Consider the following 23,263-nt stretch of genomic DNA (forward strand, 5'->3'; position numbering starts at 1 on the left):
TCAGACCGCCGTCAACCAGCCGGCATGCGCCGGCTCTTCACCACGAACCACGCGCGCATACAGCGCCGAGATCTCGCGCGTCACCGGGTTGTCGCCGAACTCGCGACGGTCGAGCGCGCTGATCGGCGCCGCCTCGGCGGCCGTGCCGCAGACGAACACTTCGTCGGCATCGAGCAGCTCGTGATGGGTGACCGTACGCGACTGCGCTCCGGTGAGCCTGATCAGCGTGTCGCGGGTGATGCCCGGCAGCGCGTCGCGGTGCTCGACGGCAGTGACCTGGCCATTGCGGACCATGAACACATTGGCTCCGGTGCACTCGACCACGTTGCCGTCGTCGTCGACGAACAGCGCCTCGTCGAAGCCGCGCGACTTGGCTTCGCGCTTGGCCAGGATCGAGTTGACGTAGCCACCGCACAGTTTCAGCGGCGGCAGCGCGCTGGCTGGATTGCGCCGCCACGGAGACACCGTGAGGCGGGTGCGGTCGCCGGCCAGGTGCACGCGCTGGGCCATCGTCGCGACCATGAAGTGCTGGGTCAGCAGCGACACGTCCAGACCGATCGAGCCGGTACCGAACCACGCCAGCGGGCGGATGTAGGCGTCGCGATGGTCGTTGGCGCGGAGCGTTTCCAGCGTCGCCTCGAAGGCGCGGTCGATGTCGAAGTCCAGGCCGATCAGCTCGGCGCCCTTGCGCATGCGCTGCAGATGCTCGGTCAGGCGGAACACGGCGGCGCCGTTGCGCGTGGCGTAGCTGCGGATGCCTTCGAACACGCCGGTGCCGTAGTGCATCGCGTGGGTGGTCAGCGGCGCCTGCAACGCGTCGGCGCTGGCCAGTTCGCCATCGAACCACAGCATCGGGATCGTATCGGTCGGAGTCTGGCGACGACGCGCGTCGTCCAGCATCGACAGCGGCATGGCGGTGCCGCGCTGGCGCGTGCCCTGTTGACTCTCGGTGACGGTCATTGACACGGCGACACCTCCACCGAGAGGCAGTCGTAAAGCTTGGCGAGCTGGGTCTGCAGGCTGGTGTCGGCGCGATCGCCTTCGACGGTCAGGCGCAGGTACCAGCGGTCACCGTCGGGCTGTGCCTCGCCATCGACGGCAAGCGGGCGGAAGCCGCGACGTTCGGCGGCGCCCAGTACACGCGCCAGCGCACCTTCGGCCTGACGCAGGGTGAGATCAAGCTGGTATCGCATGGCGGGGGTCCTCGGCGGTGGGGGTGGCAATGGCATTGCGCGCGTCCGCTTCCGGATCGAGCATCTGCGCGTTGTTGTGGTTGGGCGGCACCAGCGGCCACACGTTCGCGGCCTGGTCAATGGCCACGTGCAGCAGCGCCGGGCCGGGCGCGGCCAGCAGCTGTTGCAGGGCGTCCTCGACGCCATCGGCGCGATCGACGTGCAGCGCCTGCACGCCGAAGGCGGCGGCAACGGCGACGAAGTCGGGGTTGTCGGACAGGTCGATCTCGGAATAGCGGCGCTCGAAGAACAGCTCCTGCCACTGCCGGACCATGCCCAGCGCCTGGTTGTCGAGCAGCACTATCTTCACCGGCAGCCCGTAGCGGCGCAGCGTCGCCAGCTCCTGCACGTTCATCAGGAACGACCCGTCGCCGCTGACGCACACGACCTGCGCCGACGGCTCCTGCATCTGCGCGCCGATCGCCGCAGGCAGGCCGAAGCCCATCGCGCCGAGCGCGCCGCTGGTCAGGTGCTGGCGCGGATGCTTCATGCGCCAGTGCTGGGCGACCCACATCTGGTGTTGGCCGACGTCGCAGGCGACGACGGCGTGGGGCGCCAGCTCCGACAGGCGCTTGAGCAGCGCCGGCGCGTAGACCGTTTCACCGGGCGCGTCGTAGCGCGCGGCATGGTCGCGTGCGCGCTGCTGGCAGGTCGCGCGCCAGGCGCGGCGGGCGATGCCGTTGCGGCCATGCAGGTGCGCCGCGCACGGCAGGGTCAGCGCGGTCAGCGTGGTGCCGATGTCGCCGCGCACGCCGACGTCGGCATGGCGCAACTTGCCGATCTCGCAGGCGTCCAGGTCCATGTGGACGACGCGTGCGTTCGGTGCGAACTCGGCCAGCTTGCCGGTGGCGCGGTCGTCGAAGCGGGCGCCGACGACGATCAGCAGGTCGGCTTCCTGCACCGCCAGGTTGGCGGCACGGCTGCCGTGCATGCCGAGCATGCCCAGGTTCAACGCGTGGCCCGACGACAAGGCGCCCAGGCCTTTCAATGTCAGCACCGTCGGGATCTGGGTGGCATCGACGAAGGTGCGGAACGCCGCCACGGCATCGCCCAGTGCGATGCCGCCACCGCCATAGACCAGCGGCCGCTGCGCCTGCGAGATCAACGCCAGCGCCGCGTGCAGCGAGGCGTCCATCGGCGCCTCCACGTCGTCGATCTGCGCCGGCACGTGCGCCGGCAACTGCGAGGCATCGCCGAACTGCACGTCCTTGGGCAGGTCGATCAGCACCGGCCCCGGGCGACCGGAGCGGGCGATGCGGAAGGCCTCGGCGACCATCCGCGGCAGGTCTTCGACCCGCCGCGGCAGAAAGCTGTGCTTGACGATCGGCATGGTCATGCCGAACACGTCCAGCTCCTGGAAGGCATCCGTGCCCATCAGCGCGGTCGGCACCTGGCCGGTGATGACCACCATCGGCACCGAGTCGAGCATCGCGTCGGCGATGCCCGTCACCAGGTTCGAGGCGCCAGGACCGGAGGTGGCGACGCATACACCGACCCGCCCACTTGCTCGTGCATAGCCATTGGCCGCGAATGCCGCGCCCTGTTCGTGGCGGACGAGCACATGGCGCAGGTCCGACCCGTGCAGGGCGTCGTAGAAGGGCATGATCGCGCCGCCCGGGTAGCCGAAGAGCGTGTCGACGCCTTCGGCCGCCAGAGCCTGCACCAGCCAGCGGGCACCGTTCATCAGGCCGCCTCGGTCTGCGCCGGGCGCGCGGCGGTGGCCGCTGCCGGTTGCTGCGAGGAAGACCCCAGCCACTTCATGTTGGCGCGCAGTTTCTTGCCGACTGCTTCGATCGGATGGTCGAGGTCGGCCTGCTTGAGCGCCTTGTAGTTGGCGTTGCCGGCCGCGTACTCGGCGATCCACTGGCGCGCGAATGTGCCGTCCTGGATCTCGGTCAGCACCTGCTTCATCTGCGCGCGGGTGTTGTCGTCGACGATGTAGGTGCCGCGGGTGAGCGCGCCGTACTGCGCGGTCTCGCTGATGAACTCGTGCATGCGGGTGATGCCGCCTTCGTAGAACAGGTCGACGATCAGCTTCAGTTCGTGCAGGCACTCGTAGTAGGCGACTTCCGGTTGATAACCGGCTTCGACCAGCGTTTCCCAGCCGGCCTGGACCAGTTTGGTGGCGCCACCGCAGAGCACGGCCTGCTCGCCGAACAGGTCGGTCTCGGTCTCTTCCTTGAAGGTGGTCTGGATGGCGTTCTGGCGTGCGCCGCCGATGCCGGCGCAGTAGGTCAGCGCCAGCTGCTCGGCGTTGCCGCTGCGGTCCTGGTGGACGGCGTAGACCGACGGAACGCCGCGGCCGATCTCGTACTCGCGACGCACCAGCGCGCCCGGGCCCTTGGGCGCGACCAGCACCACATCGAGGTCCTCGCGCGGCGTGATCTGGCCGTAGTGGACGTTGAAGCCGTGCGCGAACAGCAGGCAGGCGCCCGGCGCGATGTTTGGCTCGATCACTTCGCCGTAGAGCTGCGGCTGGACCATGTCCGGGGTGAGCACGGCGACGAGCTGCGCGTTGCGGACCGCCTCGGCCGGCGTGGTGACGGTGAAGCCGTCGGCCTTGGCCTTGATCTCGGTCGGGCCGCCCGGTCGCAGGCCGATGGTGACGTCGAAACCGGAGTCGCGCAGGTTCAGTGCATGGGCGCGGCCCTGGCTGCCGTAACCGACGATGGCGACGCGGGGTTTGGAGCTGGTGGTCATTGCAAAGTCCTTGTGGTGTTCACGAGCGGGATTGGAGGGAGCAGATGAAGGGCAGGGACGAACGACTTCAGTTCAGGCCGGGACGGGTTCACGGGGTGCAGCGGCGTTGCTCCCGCCGGCATCGATCAGCTGGCTGGCGATGCGGCGGTCATCGAGCGGACCGGGCGCGGTAACTGCGCCGCGCGAGGCCGAGCTGACCAGACGCGCGTACTTGGCCAGCACGCCGGTGGTGACACGCGGCGCAATGCGCGCAGCGGTGCGCGCCGACAGATCGGCATCGACATCGATGCGACGCGTGCCGACATCGATCCGCACCCGGTCGCCTTCGTGCAGCTTGGCGATCGGGCCGCCGTGCGCGGCTTCGGGCGAGATGTGGCCGACCATGAAGCCGTGCGTGGCGCCGCTGAAGCGGCCGTCGGTGATCAGGGCGACATCGTTGCCCAGGCCCTGGCCGACCAGCGCCGCGGTAACCGCCAGCATCTCGCGCATGCCCGGTCCGCCGGCCGGGCCCTCGAAGCGGATCACCACGACGTCGCCGGCATTGACCTGCCTTGCCTGCACCGCCGCGAACGCCGCTTCCTCGGAATCGAACACGCGCGCGGTGCCTTCGAAATGCTCGCGGCCGTGACCGGCCAGCTTGACGATGCAGCCTTCAGGGGCGAGGTCGCCGTAGAGAATCGAGTAACCGCCGCGCGGCTTGATCGGGTCATGGATCGGGCGCACGACATCCTGCGTCGCCGGTGCGGGGATCTCGTCGAGTTCGGTGAAGAACGAACGGCCGGTGACGGTGGGGATGTCGTCGATCAGGCCGGCCGCGCGCAGCTCGCGTGCGACCAGCGCAGTGCCGCCCTGCTCGAACATCTCCGCGGCGGTGTAGCGGCCACCGGGCTTGAGGTCGGCGATCACCGGCGTCATCCGTGACGCCTCTTCGAACTCTTCCAGGCCGAAAGCAACGCCGGCTTCGTGCGCGATCGCCAGCAGGTGCAGTGCGGCATTGGTGGAGCCGGCAGTGGCCGAGACCGCGCGGGCCGCGTTGCGCAGCGCAGCTGGGGAGAGGATGTCGCGTGGTCCCGGCCCGCCGTTGCGCAAGCGGTCCATCACCAGCGCGCCGCAGGCCCGCGCGGCGGCGGGCTTGTCGGCGTGGATCGCCGGGATGTCGTTCAACTGCAGCGGCGACAGGCCGAGGAAGGTCAGCACCATCGCCATCGTGTTGGCGGTGAACTGGCCGCCGCAGGCACCGGCGCCGGGGCAGGCATGGGATTCGATGCGGTGCAGCTCGGCGTCGTCGATGCGGCCGGCCGAGTGCGCGCCGACGGCCTCGAAGACGTCCTGCACGGTGAGGGGGCGGTCGCTCTCGCCCAGGCTGGCTTCGCCCTGCCTGGACGGGCAGTGGCCCGGCATGATCGTGCCGCCGTAGAGGATCACGGTGGGGATATCCATGCGCGCCGCCGCCATCGCCGCGGCCGGGATCGTCTTGTCGCAGCCGACCAGCAGCACCATCGCGTCGAGGCAGTGGCCGTTGACCGCCAACTCGATCGAGTCGGCGATGGTCTCGCGCGAGGCCAGCGAGGCGCGCATGCCGTCGGAACCCATCGCGATGCCGTCGGTCACGGCGATGGTGTTGAACTCGATGGGCGTGCCGCCGTTGTCGATCACGCCGCGGCGCACGTCCTGCGCCAGGTCGCGCAGGGTGAAGTTGCACGGCGACACGTCCGACCAGGTGTGGACGACGGCGACGAGCGGTTTGGCGATCGCGGCGTCGTCCAGGCCGGTGGCGCGCAGCATCGCGCGCGCCGGTGCGTGTGCGGGGCCTTGCTTGATGGCGTTGCTTCTCACGAACTGGCGTCCTTGATGGATTCCAGGCCCGTAAAAACAAAAACCCCGCGCCGTTTCGGGCGCGGGGTCTTGGTGTTTCAGACCTGGGTGGTGTGGTGTTGCTTACACGAACCCGTACCCCGCGCTGGCATGCCCGGTAATAAGTACGAGTACAAGAATGAGCGCCGCCGATGCGGTCAGGGTCAACGCAAGTCGCAGCGACTCGACCGTGCCTTGCGGCCGGGCCTGAGCGGTCTGCGGGTGGTTGTTGCGCTGCGTCATGGAACTGAGGGAAACATGCCCGGCGCGGGCATGTCAACAGTTTCGTTTGAAACGGCGCATGACATGGCGCGAGGGCGTGACGGGATGCTCATCGCCTCAGAAGACGCTCGCGCAACGCCGCATAGTCCACTGCCAGAGGCTCGGCAGAGGCCGGCAACGACAGCGTCCGGGCCAGCTCCGGCGGTGGCTCGACGGCATGGCCGACGAGCGGCTCGACGATGCTCTCGAACTTGGCCGGATGGGCCGTGGACACGACCGCCCAGGGCCGGCGGTCGCCCTGTGTGCGGATGCCTTCGAGCACGTGCAGACCGGTGGCGGTATGCGGGCAGGGCACCACGCCATGACGCTGCGGCGCCTCGCCGATGGTGGCGGTGATGGTGCTGTCGTAGACCGCCTGCGCGCGCATTGCCGCACGCAACTCCATATCGCTGTCATGCCAGTGACGCAGCCGTTCGAAGTTGCTCGGTGCGCCGACGTCCATGGCGTTGGCCAGCGTTGCGCGCGTCGTCTGCGGTGCGTAGTCCTCGCCCGCGAAATAGCGCGGCAGCACGTCGTTGGCGTTGCTGGCCAGCACCAGGTCGCCGACAGGCACGCCCATCCTTCGCGCCAGAAACGCGGCGCAGGCATTGCCGAGGTTGCCGGTGGGCACGATGAAGTTCAGCGCCTGGCCGTGCTGTGCGTGGTAGGTCAGGGCGGCATGCGCGTAGTAGCCCACCTGCGGCAGCAAGCGGCCGAGGCTGATGCTGTTGGCCGAGCTGAGCGACATCGACTGCCGCAACGATTCGTCCGACAGCGCCTGCTTGGCCAGCCGCTGGCAGTCGTCGAAACTGCCGGCTATCCGGTAGGTGCGCACGTTGTCGCCCCAGCACTCCAGCCCATGCGCCTGTCGCGGCGAGACGCGACCCTCGGGATAGAGGATCACCACTTCGAAACCCGGGCGGCGGTGGAAGGCTGCCGCGACGGCGGCGCCGGTATCGCCGGAGGTCGCCACCAGGATGGTGGTCGGCGCGGCGCCATCGGCGCGCAGACGCGACAGCGATTCGGCGAGAAAGCGCGCGGCGTAGTCCTTGAATGCCGCGGTGGGCCCATGGAACAGCTCGAGCAGGTAATCGCCTTCGCCCGACATCGGCCGCAGCGGGGCTGCGAAGGAGTAGGCGTGTTCGCAGATCGCCGCGAGTGAACCGTGCAGCGACGAGTCATCGAAGTAGGACGCCAGTGCGGCGTGCGCAGTGTCCGCCAGCGTCGCGCTCGACTGCAGTTGAAGCAACGGGACGCTCTCGGGCACGTACAGGCCGCCATCGGGTGCAAGGCCGGCGACAAGGGCCTGGTCGATGGCGGAGGAGGGCGTGTTGCCGCGGGTGCTGGTGAAGTTCATGCCGGCAGCGCGATCAGATCGGCCCGCGGCCCCGCCACCGGCGTCACGTACGCGCGCGAGCCGTATCCGGCCAGTGCAAACGCCGCCTGCATCGCCGGCGCCGCCGCCTCCGCTTCGGCCTTGGATGCGAACCAGGCGAACGTGCTCGGGCCGGCGCCGGAGATGCTCGCGCCCAGTGCGCCGTGCTCGAGCGCCGCCGCCTTGGCCTCGACGAATCCGGGAATGAGCGGCGCGCGCCGCGGTTCCACCAGCAGGTCGTGCAGTCCTTCGCGCAGCAGCGATGCATCGCCGCGTTGCAGTCCGGTCAGGAACAGCGCCAGGTGCGAGCTCTGCTCCACGACCAGCGACAGCGGATACGGTTCGGCCAGCACCGCGCGTGCGCGGCGCGTCTCCAGCACCTGGTCGGGGTGCACGACCACTGCATACAACCATTCGGGCACCGCCAGCGGGATCATCCGCGTGGCCGTGGCCATGACGACGCCGCCGAGCAGCATCGGTGCGACGTTGTCGCCGTGGCGGCTGCCGCTGGACACCGACTCGCCATCCAGGGCGAACTCGTAGAGCGCCTCGCGCGGCAGAGGTGCATCCAGCAGCGCGTTGGCCGCGACCAGTGCGGCGACGCACGACGCGGCCGAGCCGCCCAGGCCGGAGCCCAGCGGTATGCCTTTCTCCAGTTCCAGCTCGAAGCCGTGGTCGAGGCCGAGCCTGGCCCGCAGCGAGACCAGCGCCTGCCCGGCGGTGTTGCGCGAGGCTTCGAGAGGCAGCGATGCGGCGCCGGCGACATCGCCGCGGATCGCCGCGATGCGGACTTCGGCAGCGGGGATGCGGCGGACCAGGGCGACATCGCGCACGCCGGCGATGGTATGGCCGAGCAGATCGAAGCCGACGCCGATGTTGCCGACGCTGCCGGGTGCGAACGCGCGGCACTGCAGGCGCTGGCCATGCCCGGCCCGGTCATGCCCGGCCCGGCCATGCCCAGCCCGATCATGCCCAGCCCGATCATGCCCAGCCCGGTCCGGCGATGCCTCGATGTCGACGTTCATGCGCGCGCCTCGGCCGGTACGCCGGCATGCAGCAGCGGCATCCCGCACGGCGATCCCAGCGACTGCGCGATCGCCAGCACATCGCCGAAGACGCCGGCGGCGGTGACGTCCGGACCGGCGCCAGGGCCCTGCACGACGAGCGGATTGTCGGCGTAGCGGCGCGTGCTGAACTGCACCAGGTTGTCGGTCAGGCGGGTATGGCAGCAGGCGTGCTCGCGCGGCAGTGCGACCAGGCCCACGCTGGCGCGACCGTCGCGGTCGAGGCGGGCGAGATGGCGCAGCGCCCGCTGCTGCGCATCGGCTTGGCGGAAGCGCGCGAGCATCGGTGCGTCCATGTCCTCAAGCCGGGCCAGGAACTCGTCCCGACTGACCGCGCGCAGCGCCTGTGGCACCAGGTTCTCCACTTCCACATCCTCCAGCGACAACGCGCGACCGGCTTCGCGCGCCAGGATCACCAGTTTGCGCGCGACATCGAGGCCGGACAGGTCGTCGCGCGGATCGGGTTCGGTATAGCCCAGCGCCTGCGCCTCGCGCACCAGCTGCGAGAACGGCACGCTGCCGTCGAAACGGTTGAACAACCACGCCAGTGTGCCCGAGAGCATGCCGTCGATGCCGAACAGTTCGTCGCCGGTGTCGAGCAGGTTGCGCAGGGTCAGCATCACCGGCAGGCCGGCGCCAACGGTGGCCTCGTAGCGGAAACGGCCGCCGCCGCTGCGGCTGGCGTCCTGGATGGCGGCGTAGCGGGCCCAGTCGCCGCTGCCGGCATGTTTGTTCGGGGTGACCACATGGATGCCGGCGGCCAGCCACTGCGGGTACAGCGCGGCCACCGCCGGGCTGGCGCTGCAGTCGACGATCAGGGCATGCGGCAGGTGTTCGCCGCGGACGTGCTGGGCGAAGCGCTCGAGGTCGACCGGCTCGGCTGCGCCGCCGTCCAGATGCGCCACCGCGTCGGCCGGCTCGATGCCGCGTTCGTCGAGGTGCATCGCGCGGCTGTTGGCGAGCGCGCGCAGGCGCAGGTCGAGGCCCGAGCGCCTGCGCAGCTGCGGCAGCGCCGCCGACAGCTGCGACAGCAGCGCGCGGCCGACCTGGCCCGGGCCGATCACGCCGACCGACAGGCTCTGCGGCGACAGCCAGAACGCGGCATGTGCCGCACGCAGCGCGCGGGTGGCGTCCTTGTCGCCGATGGCGACGGAGATGTTGCGCTCGCCGGCGCCCTGGGCGATCGCGCGGGCATTCACGCGCGCCTGGGCAAGGCCGCCGAGCAGCCGCGCCGCCACGCCCGGCGTGCCGACCATGCCATCACCCACCGCGGCCAGCACCGCGATGCCGTCGGTGAGGGTGACGCCCTGTGCCTGGCTGTCGGCGATGGCATCGGCGAATGCGCTGGCCACGGCATCGCGCGCACGCGGCGCCTGGTCGGCGCGGACCACGCAGCAGATGGAGTGTTCGGAAGAACCCTGCGAAATCATCGTCACCGATACGCCGGCGCCGCGCAGCGCGCCGAACAGGCGCTCGGCCGCGCCGGGCACGCCGACCATGCCGTTGCCGACCAGCTCGATGATCGCCATGTCGCGGACCAGGCTGAGGCCTTTCACCGGCGCGCCATCGGGGTCGCTTTCCGGGCTGATCAGAGTGCCCGGCAGCTGCGGCCGGCGGGTGTTGCGGATCCGCAGCGGGATGCCGCGCTCCTGCACCGGCGCCAGCGTCTGCGGGTGCAGCACTTTGGCGCCGAAATACGCCAGCTCGCAGGCTTCGGCGTAGGACATTGACGGCAGGCAGACCGCTTCGGGCACCAGCCGCGGGTCGGCCGAGAGCACGCCGTCGACATCGGTCCAGATGGTCAGCGCGTCGGCATCGAACAGGTTGGCGAAGATCGCCGCGGAGTAGTCGCTGCCGTTGCGGCCCAGCGTGGTGGCGCGTCCCTGCGTGTCGCGGGCGACAAAGCCGGTGACGACGACGTGGCCGCTGCCGTGCTGCGCGCGCCAGTCCGCCAGTCGCGCGCGGCTGGCGGCCCAGTCCACCGCCATGCCCATTTCACCGGGGTGCACGACCAGTACATCGCGAGCGTCCAGCCGCAGCCAGCCCTGGCCGGGCGTGGCGACGGCGGCATGCATGAGTCGCGATGACCAGACCTCGCCCCATCCGGGCAGCGCAGTCGCGGTCGGGTCCGCATCCGCGCCGTTGCCGGCCACGACTGCGAGCTGTCCACGGACCGACTCGAAGTCCTCATCCAGGGCCGCCTGCAGTGCCTGCGCGCCGTCGCCGCCGAGCGCGTCGGCCGCGACGCGGTGGCGCTGTCGCAGTGCTGCCCATGCCGGCGCCCAGTCCTGTCCGGATCGCGCCCCGGCCACCAGCGCGATCAGCGCATCGGTGACGCCCTGCATCGCCGAGACCACCACCACCCGCGTGCGGGCCGGCCCATCCAGCAGGCCGGCGGCGACGCGATACAGCGCGGCGTCGGCGAGGCTGCTGCCGCCGAACTTGTGGACGTGGCAGTGCGTGGAGGGTTTCCGGGGAACAGGCGGTGCAGCATCGGCGGAAGGCATCGGTCGGGCTCCTTGTGGGCCCCGCTTCCGGTCCGGGTGCCAGGCCAGCGCACCCGGGTCGGGTGCGGAGGCGTGGTCTGGTTCAGCTGGACACGCCCGTCCGCACCCCGAAAGGAGTGGTACCGGTACCAGTGGTAATCGCAATGGCCACGACGGCGGCGGCCTGGTCATCGACCAGGCTGGGCGGCGTCTGTGGCGGCATGCTGCGATGCGTCATGGAAGCGAGAGAACCACGCGCTTTCCGTGGCTGTCAACAGTTGCAAACGAAACCTGCGCTGGCGCTCGGCCGCCCCGTGCTGGCCCGCATCGCGTTCGCGTGGTCAAATGCGCACTGAAGCGGGGGTACCTGCGCCAGGTGGCGCCGGTTGAGACAGACCCTTCGAACCTGATGCGGTTGAGACCGCCGTAGGGAAGCTTCGCGACACCGCCATCGCCGCGGTGCGCGCCGCCGCTTCGTCCCGCCCCCATCCGGACGAACGTCATGAATGCAGTCCCCTCCGAGTTGATCCGCCAGGCCGAGCAGTTGTCCGGCGACGTCACCCGCCCGATCCCGGGCTCGCACAAGATCCATGTCGAGGGCTCGCGCCCTGACATCCGCGTGCCGATGCGCGAGATCGCGCTGGCGCGCACGCCGACCATGTTCGGCGGCGAGGACAATGCGCCGCTGGCCGTGTACGACACGTCCGGTGCGTACACCGACAGCAACGCGGTGATCGATCTCGCCCAGGGCCTGGCGCCTTTGCGCGCGCAGTGGATCGCCGAGCGCGGCGATACCGAGGCGCTGACGGGGCTGTCGTCGGAGTTCGGCCGCAAGCGCGAGCACGATCCCAGGCTCGATGCCGTGCGTTTCGGCAACCGCCCGCTGCCGCGCCGCGCGATCGCAGGCGCCAACGTCACCCAGATGCACTACGCGCGCCGCGGCATCGTCACGCCGGAGATGGAGTTCATCGCCATCCGCGAGAACCAGCGCCTGGAGTCGATCCGCGAGGCGCATCTGTTGCGCCAGCACGCCGGCGAGACCTTCGGCGCCAACATCCAGCAGATCATCACGCCGCAATTCGTGCGCGACGAAGTGGCCCGCGGCCGCGCCATCATTCCCAACAACATCAACCACCCGGAAAGCGAGCCGATGATCATCGGCCGCAATTTCCTGACCAAGGTCAACGCCAACATCGGCAATTCCGCGGTCTCCTCGGGCATCGCCGAGGAAGTCGAGAAGCTGGTGTGGTCGATGCGCTGGGGCGCCGACACGGTCATGGACCTGTCGACCGGCAAGCACATCCACGAGACCCGCGAGTGGATCATCCGCAACTCGCCGGTGCCGATCGGCACCGTGCCGATCTACCAGGCGCTGGAAAAGGTCGACGGCCGCGCCGAGGAACTGACCTGGGAGATCTTCCGCGACACGCTGATCGAGCAGGCAGAGCAGGGCGTGGACTACTTCACCATCCACGCCGGCGTGCTGCTGCGCTACGTACCGCTCACCGCCAAGCGCGTCACCGGCATCGTCTCGCGCGGCGGCTCGATCCTGGCCAAGTGGTGCCTGGCGCATCACCGCGAGAATTTCCTCTATACGCACTTCGAGGACATCTGCGACATCATGAAGGCGTACGACGTGGCGTTTTCGCTCGGCGATGGCCTGCGTCCGGGCTCGATCGCCGACGCCAACGACGCTGCCCAGTTCGGCGAACTCGAAACCCTTGGCGAGCTCACCAAGATCGCCTGGAAGCACGACGTACAGACCATGATCGAAGGCCCCGGCCACGTGCCGATGCAGCTGATCAAGGAGAACATGGACAAGCAGCTGCGCGAGTGCGGCGAGGCGCCGTTCTACACGCTCGGGCCGCTGACCACCGACATCGCGCCGGGCTACGACCACATCACCAGCGCCATTGGCGCGGCGATGATCGGCTGGTTCGGCACCGCGATGCTCTGCTACGTCACGCCCAAGGAGCACCTGGGCCTGCCCAACAAGCACGACGTGCGTGAGGGCCTGATGGCCTACAAGATCGCCGCCCATGCCGCCGACCTGGCCAAGGGGCATCCGGGCGCGCAGGCGCGCGACAACGCGATGAGCAAGGCGCGTTTCGAGTTCCGCTGGGAGGACCAGTTCAACCTTGGCCTGGATCCGGAGCGTGCCCGCGAGTACCACGACGAGACGTTGCCCAAGGATGCGCACAAGGTCGCGCACTTCTGCTCGATGTGCGGCCCGCACTTCTGCTCGATGAAGATCACCCAGGATGTGCGCGACTACGCCAAGGAGCACGGCGTCGACGAACAGGTCGCGCTCGACGAGGGCATGGCCGAGAAGTCGGCCGAGTTCCTCGCCCAGGGCGCGCAGGTCTACCACAAGGCCTGATCGCCCCCGGGGAGTGTCGTCACCGCGGGCCGTCACCGCGCGCCATCACCACGCGGTGGCGCGCGGTTGGGCTACGCTCTGCCGCAATCACACGGACGAGGTGAGCAGATGGCCGAGACCCACATGGGCTGGTTGCGCTGGCGGGTGCGGGCGCGCCGCAATCCGTCGGCGTTCCTGCTCGGCGTGCAGCTGCTGAGCCTGGCGCTGTACCCGCTGTTCGACGAGATGCGCGCCGGCCGTGTCTTGTTCAGCGCGTTCGGCGTGGTGGTGATCGTGCTTGCGGTGCTGGTGGTCAACCACAGCCCGGCCAAGAACTGGATCGCCTGGGTGCTGGCGGTGCCGGCGCTGTTGCTGTCGATCATCGGCGTGCTGATCGACGACCACTCGCTGGTGACGGTGTCCGCCGCGCTGGAAGCGTTGCTGTACCTGTATGCGGCCACCAGCCTGATCTCCTACATGCTCGGCGACCACAAGGTGACCACCGACGAGTTGTTCGCTGCCGGCGCCACCTTCACCCTGCTGGCCTGGGGCTTTGCCTACGTCTTCTTCGTCTGCCAGGCGCTGCATCCGGGCAGTTTCACCGGCGCGGTAAACCCGGGCCAGCCGCGGCCATGGCTGGAGTTGCTGTTCCTGAGCTTCACCACGCTGTCGGCGACCGGCCTGGGCGACGTCCTGCCGATCTCGTCGCCCGCGCGGGTGCTGGTGATGCTCGAGCAGTTCGCCGGCGTGGCCTATATCGCGGTGGTGGTGTCGCGCCTGATCGGACTGACGATCCTGCGCAAGTGAGGCGCGCCGGCTGGGCAGCCTGGCCGTTCCGGGGAGCTCCAGCCCGCCGCGGCGGCCTCGCGGGGGCGCAGCGGGCAAAAAAAACGCGCCGAAGCGCGAATGGTGGAACAAAGAATTCTGTAGGACGTCGGCGAGAGAGGGCCTGGAGCCACCCCAATGAATGGGGTTAAGCCTCTCAGACGTTAGAATGTCTTCCTGAGCAGCGCTTTCCCTATAGCGCCCACGCGATTTGCCGCATCGGTCAATTGGAAGGATCCAGACCGAACGGCACATGACGGCTGTTCAGTTTGCTGTCCACCATTTCGGATCCATGCCCCGACCCATCGAGCCAATATCGCAACCGCTACCGTCTGATCGGTTGCGCGTGGGCGATTGTCTGGTGGACGTGCCGCTACGCGAGATCCGGGCGCCCGGCAAACGGCGGCCGCTGCGCATCACTCCCAAGTCCATGGCCGTCCTGCTGGTGCTCATCGAGCAGGCCGGCCGGGTGGTCAGCCGTGACGCACTGATGGCCGAAGTGTGGCCGGACACGCTGCCGACCAATGACGTCGTCACCCAGGCCATCACCCAGTTGCGCAAGGCCTTCGATGACGAGCGCGGCAATCCGCGCTACATCGAGACCATCGCCAAGAACGGTTACCGCCTGCTGGCACCGGTGGAATGGTTGTACGCGCAGGCCGCGGCGATGGCCGCCGAGCAGGCCGATGCGCGCTGGGCAGATCCGTCGCGGACCACATCCAAGTACCCGGCGATCGCGCCGGCCGATCCCAGTGAACCACTGGCGCCGGTGCCGCTGCCGGCGTCATCGATGCCGCGCGGCAACTGGGTCTCGCTGGCGGCAGCCGTCGGTGCGGTGGCGGTGCTGGTGTCGGCGCTGCTGGGCTGGGCGCTGTTCCGCGATGGCAAGAACCTGCATGGCGGCGCCGCGGCGGCACCGCCCGCGGTGTCGCAGGGGCTGCGGATCGAGCGACCGTACCGCCTGATCACGTCGATGCCGGGCTTCGAGCTGTCGCCGACGCTGTCGCCCGACGCCGGAATGGTCGCCTACGTTGCCCTGCCCGAAGGCCAGCGCGGCACCTCGATCATGGTCCAGACCACCGAACAGACCCAGCCGCGCCTGCTGACCCGTCCGCCCGAGGGCGCTGACGACAGCGCCCCGGTGTGGTCGCCGGACGGGCGCTGGATCGCCTTCATCCGCACCGCCGGCACTACCTGCAGCGTCCGTGTGGTCACCCCCAACGCGCGCGGCGAGCACGAGGTGGGCAACTGCGACTATCGCAGCCCGCCCACCTTCGACTGGACGCCCGATGGCAATGGCCTCTTGTTCGGTGGCATGCCCGGCGATCGCGGCAGCCTCGGCCTGCGCCTGCTCGACCTGGACAGTGGCGACTGGCGCGCGCTGCCTTACGACCACGACGCGGATGATCTGGATTCGTCGCCGCGCTATTCGCCCGACGGCCAGTGGATCGTGTTCGTGCGCAATTCGCCGCTGGGAGATTTCTGGCGCATCCCCGCCGCCGGCGGCAGGGCCGAACGACTGAGCCACCTGCGCGCCGACATGCGCGGCTGGGACTGGCTGCCCAACGGCCAGACCCTGTTGTTCAGCGTGATGATCGACGGCGACTACCGGATGTTCCAGCTCGACAGTGGCACCGGCGAGGCGCAGCCGATGGGACTGGATGACGCGCAGTCGCCGGTCACCGCCAAGGCCCGCCGGGCCATGGCCTTCGTCCAGCGGCGGCCATACTTCGGCCTGTACCGGGTCGCCCTGGCGCCGGAAGGCAAGGGCAGCGTCCACGTGGTCGAGCCGCTGTTCGCCTCGACCTCGCGCGACCTGCTGCCGACCATCGCGCCGGACGGCCGCCAGCTCGCCTTCGTTTCCGACCGCTCCGGCAGCAATGCCCTGTGGTGGGGCGACCTGACCCAGCCCGACACGCTGCGGATGATGAGCGGGGTGCGGCCGGGCACGCGCTACGCCCCCTCCTGGTCGAGTGACAGTTCGCGGATGCTGGCCACCGGTGTCGATGCCACCGGCCACGGCGTGCTGCACGAAGTCACCCCCGCCAATGGCCGCGTGGTCCGTCTCGAGCTGCCCGAACCGGACCCGCTGCAGGCCCGCTACACCCCGGACCCGAAGCGCCTGCTGGTGCTGTCGGCCAACGCCGACGGCCACCCGCAGCTGCGGCTGTACGACCGCAGCCTGACGCCGTGGCGGTCGCTGGCGCGGATCAGTGGCGTCTCCAACTTCCAGGTCGATGGCGAGCGCAACCGGATCCTGTTCACCCGCCTCACCGAGAGCGGCCTGTGGCAGGCCGACCTGGACCTGAGCGCCGCCAGCGTCACCCGTATCGACGAAGTCGAGCCGACGTCCGACCGCTATCGCCTGTGGGCGCTGGCGCCCGACGGAGAGGTCCGCTACCTGGAGCAGTTGCAGGGTTGCGCGGCCAGCCTGCGCCGGATCGTCCCGGCCGACACCGCCGCCGTGGCGAGCTGCATGGACCAGACCCGGCGCTCGGCGATCAACGGTTTCAGCCTCGGTGGCCCGCGCGGAGATGTGGCCTACGTCGCACTTATCGAGTGGGACGGCGCCGATATCGGTTACATGGAGCTGCCGGAAGAACCGAAAGCATTTGTCCCCGGATGGGGCAGGTGATTGAAAGAAAAGAGGAAAGTGCTTTCGGAAGTCCTTCGGTTAATCGTTCGGTGCGAATTCGTATAAGTCTCCGCCAACTTTCCTGATGTAGACGCCCGTCTCAGGCAAATCCATTAGCCATTCTCGGCACATGAGGTGGACCAAATGGAGCAAGTGCAATGGGCGGACCGCGGGCAGCTACTGCAGCTCGACACGCCGGAAGGCGCGGTTCAAGGTGGTTGCATCGGCGTTTCGCGCCTGGGCAGCGTGCAGCTGGCGGGCGGCTTCTCGATCTGGGTGCAGATGCATGGCAGCTCGTGGGTCGAGGCGAAGGAAGGCAAGTTCCGGCTGCGACGCGGTGACTGGATCGCCTTCGAGAAGGATTCCAAGCCCAACGTCCAGGCCGACCGTTTCGGTGTCTGCGTGGGTCTCACCCTGTCCGGAGATGCCCTGCGCGAAATGACCCGGTTCGCCGATCGCGGCCTCTATGCCGGCCGCGGCAGCATGCCGCGCCGCGATGCCCGGATCGCCCTGCACCTGTGGCGCGAGGCTGCCGCCCGCCTGGCCGACTCGTCGGCTGCGACCCTCGATACCGCCTCGCTGCGGCCGATCCTGCTGCACCTGGCCGGCGTCCAGGGCGAACTGGCCGCGCGCATCCCGCGATGCCCGGGCCGCTCGCGCAGCCGCAAGCGCCAGGTGTTCGGACGCCTCCAGCGTGCGCGCCTGTACCTGGAAGGCAATTGCGACCGCGTGGTCCGCATCAGCGAGCTGGCCGAGCTGACCAGCTTCTCCAGCTGGTACTTCTCCAAGACCTTCCACAGTCTCTATGAGGAAAGCCCGCAGGCGGCCTCCGCGCGCATGCGCCTGGAGCACGCGGCCGACCTGCTGACCAGCACCTCGATGATGATCGGCGAAGTGGCCGCGGCCAGCGGATTCGACAACTGCTGCAGTTTCGCGCGCGCCTTCCGTGCCCGTTTCGGCCAGTCGGCAAGCCGCTACCGGAGCGCTTCCGTTCCGGCGCGGGTCGCTGCCGCGAAGTCCAGCAGCAAGGCGCTGGGGCGCACCGGTACCTGACCGGCCACGCGCCTGGCAGCACACATGTCCACGCGGTCTTGCCAACGTTGGCGAGACCGCCAACGGCATGCCACACGATTCCCAGGCGGCCGCAACGGCCGCTTTTCTTTTATGCCTCCCGGACTGCGGAAGTGCCCTCGCAGACCGATTGAGCAAAGTCTCTCAGCGCTACCCGCAAAGCGGCAGAGCCTCCCGGAACGTAAGTTTGATCGGCGTTTAACACGCCCATAACAGTTATCTGGAGAGAGATAAATGAATCATCGCAATCTGCGCACCGCGATGCGCGTCGGCATGCTGCCGGCAGGCATCGCGATCGCATTGGCGCCGGCGTTTGCCAGCGCCCAGGAAGCTGCCGCCGAGCAGCAGGGCGCTACCACCCTTGATCGCATCGAAGTCACCGGCTCGCGCATCCGCCAGGTCGACCTCGAGACCGCCGCACCGGTGCTCCAGCTCACCCGCGAAGATATCGAGAACCAGGGCTTCAGCTCGGTTGCCGACATCCTGCAGAACATCACCGCCGTCGGTTCGCCGGCGATCAGCCGTACCTCGCCGCTGTCCTCGGGCGAAGCCGTCGGTGGCCAGTACATCGATCTGCGCAACCTCGGTGCCAACCGCACCCTGATCCTGGTCAACGGCAAGCGCCTGGGCATCACCAACGACGGTCTGCAGGACGTCGCGCAGATCCCGGCGTCGATGGTCGAGCGCATCGAAGTCCTGAAGGACGGCGCTTCCACCATCTACGGTTCCGACGCCATTGCCGGCGTGGTGAACATCATCACCCGCAAGAACTTCGACGGCGCAGAAGCCAATGCCTACATGGGCCAGTACGGCCAGGGCGACGGTACCCGCCAGGTCTATGACTTCGTCATGGGCTTCACCGGCGACCGCGGTTCGGTCACGGCCGGCGTCGAGTACTCGAAGGAAGATCCGGTGTGGGCGCGTGACCGCTGGTTCAGCCAGGTCCGCTTCCCGACCGGCGAGAAGAGCACGCCGCGTCCGGGCGGCCTGTCGGCCACCAACCAGTTCGGCACGATGATCCGCGCCGACGGCAGCCGCTGGAACCTGATCCGTGACGGACAGGACCGCGATGCTTCCGACTTCGCCAACTACCGTGCGCGCAACGGCACCGACGTCAGCAACCCGAACGAGCAGTCGACCGTCTATTCGGGCATCGAGCGTCGTTCGGTGTTCTTGAACGGCACCTTCGACATCACCGACAACATCCATTTCGACACGGATGTGCTGTACACCGACCGCGATTCGTTCGCACAGAACGCCGGTTACCCGTACCAGTCGGTCGATCCGGGTGGCAACTGGCACACCCCGATCTCGGCTGACAGCTACTACAACCCGGTCGGCAACCGCGCCAACCCGGGTGCTGGCGAAGACGTCGAGTTCATCCGCCGTGGCTGGGACGTGCCGCGTGAAGTCAACAACAGCCTGACCACGTTCCGCTTCACCGGTGCGTTCAGCGGTTCGTTCCAGACCGGCGAGCACTTCTGGGACTGGGATGCCGGCTACCTGTACAACCAGAACGAAGGCAAGCAGATCAGCACCGGCAACCTCAACACTGCCGCTGTTGCCAAGGCTGTGGGCCCGTCGTTCCTCAATGCACAGGGCGTCGTCCAGTGCGGTACCGCTGCTGATCCGATCCCGCTGGGCTTCGGTCCGGGCGCGTGCACGCCGTGGAACCCGATGGTTCCGGCCGGCGTGACCGGCCAGGGCGGTCTGGCTGACCCGGGCGTGCAGGCATTCCTGTACCTGCCTGGCCAGGCACTGTCGGAAACCGAGACCAAGAGCTACTTCGCCAACATCTCCGGCACGCTGTTCACCCTGCCGGCCGGCGACGTCGGCGTTGCAGTGGGTTACGAGTACCGCAGTGAAAGCGGCTACTTCTCGCCCGACGCACTGGCCCAGACCGGCATCTCGACCGACCTGGCTTCGGGCCCGACCAGCGGTGGCTACTCGCTCGACGAAGTCTATGCCGAGTTGAGCATCCCGCTGCTGGCCGACCTGCCGTTCGCGAAGGAACTGAGCGTCAGCCTCGCAACCCGTTACTCGGATTACGACACCTTCGGCGACACCACCAACAGCAAGTTCGGCTTCACCTGGAAGCCGCTCGACCAGCTGCTGGTGCGTGGTACCTGGTCTGAAGGCTTCCGTGCTCCGACCGTGGCCGACCTGTACGGCGGCGTCTCGCAGAGCTTCGAGGACTACACCGACCCGTGCGATACGTCGTTCGGTTCGGCCGCAGGCAGCGCAGCATGCGTGGCCGACGTTCCGGCCGGTTACCGCCAGCCGGCGCAGTCCGGTGGCGTCGCCGCCGGTCCGGGTGAGCAGTCGCCGATTCCGTTCCTGTCCGGTTCCAATCCGAACCTGACGCCGGAAACCTCCGAGTCCAAGACCCTGGGCTTCGTGTGGAGCCCGACGTTCGCCGAAGGTCTGAACCTGACGCTGGACTGGTGGAACATCCGCATCGACAACACGATCGTGCCGGATAGCCCGACTGACATCCTCAACGACTGCTACATCCGTGGCATCGGTTCGCGTTGCCAGAGCGCCACCACGTTCATGCGTGACCCGAACACCGGTGAGCTGACCTTCCTGTCGTTCGGCGGCCGCAACGCCGGCTTCCAGGAGACCGAAGGCTTCGACTTCGACGTCAACTACAGCCTGGCGACCGACTACGGCAAGTTCTCGGTGGCATGGCTCAACACCTACGTCAGCAAGAACGAGCTCAAGACCGACAGCCTGGAAGGCGCACCGCAGCAGCTCAACGGCTTCGACGGCAACTTCCGCCTGCGTTCGAACATGAACCTGACGTGGGAGAAGGGTGCATTCGGCGTGAGCTGGGGCATGCGCTACTACTCGGGCACGAAGGAAGATTGCTACTTCGACGACCGCTGCAGCCTGCCGAACTACCAGGCTCCGGACACCAACGGCACCGTCGTTCCGATGAACGAGCTGGGTTCCAACACCTTCCACGACCTGCAGGTCCGTTGGAATGCACCGTGGAACGCCACCGTTGCAGTGGGCGCGAACAACGTGTTCGAGCACTACGCAGCTCCGGCCTACAACCAGCCGAACTCGGGCTTCTCGTACTACGGCGGCTTCGACATCGGTCGCTTCATGTACCTCAAGTACCAGCAGCGCTTCTGATAGGCTGAAAAGCAAGACGCAAGACCACTACGGCCCCGAAAGGGGCCGTAGTTCTTTCTGGCCCCGTGCCGAGTCCCTGGGTCTGGCGATGCGCTGGATGCTGGCAGGCCAGGTCTGCCGGCGGGCGCTGCGGACGGTACGATAGCCGCAGTCTTTCCGGCCGGATCCGCAATGAAACTGCAGGTGCCCTTCATCCAGTTGCCCCTGGTCTTCGACGCCGGCGTGCTCGCCGCGGAGATCGCCGCCCTCGGCGAGGGCCCGTGGCGACCGCACCCGCAGGGGTTTCCGGGCAACTCGATGCTGCCGCTGGTGGCGGTCAACGGCGATGCCGGCAATGAAGCGTTCTCCGGCCCGATGGCGCCCACGCCCGAGCTGCAGCGCTGCCCGTACCTGAGCCAGGTCTTCGCCAGCCTGGGCGTCACCGCCGGCCGCAGCCGCCTGATGCGCCTGTCCGGCCACGCCGAGGTCACCCGCCACGCCGACCAGGGTTACTACTGGGCCGAGCGTGTGCGCGTGCACATCCCGGTGGTGACCCAGCCGACCGTGCGCTTCGAATGCGGCGATGCCGCGATCAACATGGCGGCCGGCGAATGCTGGATCTTCGACACCTGGCGCCAGCACCGCGTGCTCAACGACGCCGTGGAATCGCGCGTGCACCTGGTGGTAGACACGGTCGGCGGCGGCCAGTTCTGGGAGATGGTCAACCGTGGCCGTCCGCACGATGCGCCCCGGCTTGGCTGGCAGCAGCAGGCCGTGCCGATACAGCCGGGCGTGGTCGCCCGCTTCCCGTGCGAGACGGTCAACGTACCGGCGGTGATGACGCCGTGGGAGCTCAACGATCACCTCGGCCTGCTGTTCGCCGACGCCGTGCCGCATCCGAACCTGGCGCAGGTCCGGCAGATCACGACACGCTTCGCCAGGACCTGGCAGGGCCTGTGGTTCCAGTACGGCGATCGCCCGGAAGGGCACGCAAGCTACCGCGCGGTGCTGCAGCGCTTCATCGAAGAGATCAAGACGCCGGCCCAGCCGATGGTGCTGAAGAACGAACTGCGCTGGTACAACGCGCTGATGACGATTGTGTGCAAGTTCGCCGTCAGCGCCGAGCAGGCGCAGGCGGAATCGGCCGCGCAGCAACGCGACGTCGGCGACAACGCCTAGCGCACGCGCGCTGCAAGCCACGCGCCGCACCAAACGAAGAAGGCCGCCTTGCGGCGGCCTTCGCTGCTCACGGCCTGGTGGGCCGCGCTCAGAACTTCGGCTTGTCTTCTTCCGACGTCGCGTTGTAGCGCGCGATCGCGTCGTTGAGGATCGACTTGGCTTCGACGGAATTGCCCCAGCCTTCGATCTTGACCCACTTGCCCTTCTCGAGATCCTTGTAGTGCTCGAAGAAGTGGCCGATGCGATCGAGCCAGTGCTGCGAGACCTGCTCGATGTCGGTGATGTGGGCGTAGCCGCCGAAGATCTTCGGCACCGGCACGGCAATGATCTTCTCGTCGCTGCCGGCCTCGTCGCTCATCTTCAGCACGCCAACCGGCACGGCACGGATGACCGAACCGGGCACCAGCGGCAGCGGCAGGATCACCAGCACGTCGGCCGGGTCGCCATCGCCACACAGGGTGTGCGGGACGTAGCCGTAGTTGCACGGGTAGCGCATCGGCGTGGACAGGATGCGATCGACGAAGATCGCGCCCGAAGCCTTGTCGACTTCGTACTTGACCGGCTCAGCATCCTTGGGGATTTCGATGATGACGTTGATCTCATCCGGCGGGTTCTTGCCGGTGGGGACGAGGTCCAGACCCATGCGTTGCTCCAACTTCTGATGGCCGCGCCAGGACGGCGGGGCGGGGGATTTGATGTGCGGGCCGGGCATTTTACGCGGCTGGCTGCTGCGGCGCAGCAGCGGGGGCTTCAGGAGCCCGCGAGGCGGGCAGGCCGGGGTTGAGCCCCCAGGAGCGGGCTTCCGTCTGCGGAGCGGCGCCGTCCGCCGGGCCGGGGATTGCTCCGCCCCTTGATCGGACATCCATGTCCGACGCGGGGCGCGGGACATCCATGTCCCGCTGCGGATCAATCCCCGGCCCGTCGAACGACGCTCCAGCAATTCATTGCCCGGCCTTCGTCCCAACGCCGTCATTCCCGCGAAGGCGGGAACCCAGCGTCGTGGCTCCTCAGTGGTTTTAAAACCACCTGATCCTTTCGCGGGCGTCCGGGCCCGAGCTCACCGAGCGGACGCGCGAATGAGTAGGGCACGGACCCCGCCCTG

General features: G+C 68.4%; 15 protein-coding genes, 1 pseudogene and 1 riboswitch. Of the genes and pseudogenes, 6 read left to right on the forward strand and 10 right to left on the reverse strand.

Annotated features, from left to right (window positions below; genetic code table 11):
• The 9 genes and pseudogenes from AC1DER_RS09470 to thrA all read right to left on the reverse strand — a co-directional run bounded on the left by AC1DER_RS09470 (position 1) and on the right by thrA (position 10,993).
• Positions 1–960, reverse strand: a complete 960-nt coding sequence (locus AC1DER_RS09470; protein ID WP_477246550.1) for an aminotransferase class IV — start codon at positions 958–960, stop codon at positions 1–3.
• A complete protein-coding gene (locus tag AC1DER_RS09475) occupies positions 957–1,193 on the reverse strand; it encodes an ACT domain-containing protein (protein WP_200608666.1) in 237 nt (78 codons plus the stop codon). Before AC1DER_RS09475 ends, AC1DER_RS09470 begins: the two co-directional genes overlap by 4 nt.
• A complete protein-coding gene (gene ilvG, locus AC1DER_RS09480) occupies positions 1,177–2,916 on the reverse strand; it encodes an acetolactate synthase 2 catalytic subunit (protein ID WP_477357903.1) in 1,740 nt (579 codons plus the stop codon). Before ilvG ends, AC1DER_RS09475 begins: the two co-directional genes overlap by 17 nt.
• Positions 2,916–3,935 (reverse strand): annotated as a pseudogene (gene ilvC, locus AC1DER_RS09485) (ketol-acid reductoisomerase); the annotation flags it as partial. The gene ilvG and the pseudogene ilvC, both read right to left, overlap by 1 nt.
• 69 nt (positions 3,936–4,004) lie before the next feature.
• Positions 4,005–5,768: a dihydroxy-acid dehydratase gene (gene ilvD, locus AC1DER_RS09490; RefSeq protein WP_477246555.1), complete on the reverse strand. Its 1,764-nt coding sequence runs from the start codon at positions 5,766–5,768 to the stop codon at positions 4,005–4,007.
• A 102-nt stretch (positions 5,769–5,870) separates the two neighbouring features.
• Entirely contained in the window at positions 5,871–6,029 is a 159-nt protein-coding gene (locus tag AC1DER_RS09495) for a hypothetical protein (protein ID WP_477246557.1), read from the reverse strand.
• Between the two features lie 88 nt (positions 6,030–6,117).
• Complete coding sequence (thrC, locus tag AC1DER_RS09500; RefSeq protein ID WP_477246559.1) at positions 6,118–7,404, reverse strand: threonine synthase; 1,287 nt, start codon at positions 7,402–7,404, stop codon at positions 6,118–6,120.
• Positions 7,401–8,447: a homoserine kinase gene (locus tag AC1DER_RS09505; RefSeq protein ID WP_477246561.1), complete on the reverse strand. Its 1,047-nt coding sequence runs from the start codon at positions 8,445–8,447 to the stop codon at positions 7,401–7,403. The genes thrC and AC1DER_RS09505 overlap by 4 nt, the downstream gene beginning before the upstream one ends.
• The gene (gene thrA / locus AC1DER_RS09510) at positions 8,444–10,993 is read right to left on the reverse strand and encodes a bifunctional aspartate kinase/homoserine dehydrogenase I (protein ID WP_477246564.1); all 2,550 of its coding nucleotides are present in this window, start codon (positions 10,991–10,993) and stop codon (positions 8,444–8,446) included. Before thrA ends, AC1DER_RS09505 begins: the two co-directional genes overlap by 4 nt.
• 328 nt (positions 10,994–11,321) lie before the next feature.
• Positions 11,322–11,423, forward strand: a riboswitch (TPP riboswitch).
• Between the two features lie 51 nt (positions 11,424–11,474).
• On the opposite strand from thrA, the gene thiC reads away from it, so the two are divergent.
• The 6 genes from thiC (at position 11,475) to AC1DER_RS09540 (ending at position 22,161) form a co-directional block, all read left to right on the forward strand.
• A complete protein-coding gene (gene thiC, locus AC1DER_RS09515; RefSeq protein ID WP_477357906.1) occupies positions 11,475–13,352 on the forward strand; it encodes a phosphomethylpyrimidine synthase ThiC in 1,878 nt (625 codons plus the stop codon).
• Between the two features lie 108 nt (positions 13,353–13,460).
• Positions 13,461–14,138: an ion channel gene (locus tag AC1DER_RS09520; RefSeq protein WP_477246568.1), complete on the forward strand. Its 678-nt coding sequence runs from the start codon at positions 13,461–13,463 to the stop codon at positions 14,136–14,138.
• 310 nt (positions 14,139–14,448) lie between these two features.
• Complete coding sequence (locus tag AC1DER_RS09525; RefSeq protein ID WP_477246570.1) at positions 14,449–16,791, forward strand: winged helix-turn-helix domain-containing protein; 2,343 nt, start codon at positions 14,449–14,451, stop codon at positions 16,789–16,791.
• A gap of 144 nt (positions 16,792–16,935) precedes the next feature.
• Positions 16,936–17,844, forward strand: coding sequence for a helix-turn-helix domain-containing protein (locus AC1DER_RS09530; protein WP_441816652.1), 909 nt, complete (start codon positions 16,936–16,938; stop codon positions 17,842–17,844).
• Positions 17,845–18,096: 252 nt separating this feature from the next.
• Positions 18,097–21,003, forward strand: a complete 2,907-nt coding sequence (locus AC1DER_RS09535; RefSeq protein ID WP_477246573.1) for a TonB-dependent receptor domain-containing protein — start codon at positions 18,097–18,099, stop codon at positions 21,001–21,003.
• A gap of 171 nt (positions 21,004–21,174) precedes the next feature.
• Positions 21,175–22,161: an aspartyl/asparaginyl beta-hydroxylase domain-containing protein gene (locus AC1DER_RS09540; protein ID WP_477246575.1), complete on the forward strand. Its 987-nt coding sequence runs from the start codon at positions 21,175–21,177 to the stop codon at positions 22,159–22,161.
• 88 nt (positions 22,162–22,249) lie between these two features.
• Here AC1DER_RS09540 and ppa read toward each other — a convergent pair whose 3' ends face one another.
• Positions 22,250–22,804, reverse strand: a complete 555-nt coding sequence (gene ppa / locus AC1DER_RS09545) for an inorganic diphosphatase (protein WP_477246577.1) — start codon at positions 22,802–22,804, stop codon at positions 22,250–22,252.
• Positions 22,805–23,263 lie beyond the last annotated feature (459 nt).

The organism is Lysobacter sp. 05T417 (assembly GCF_056396405.1).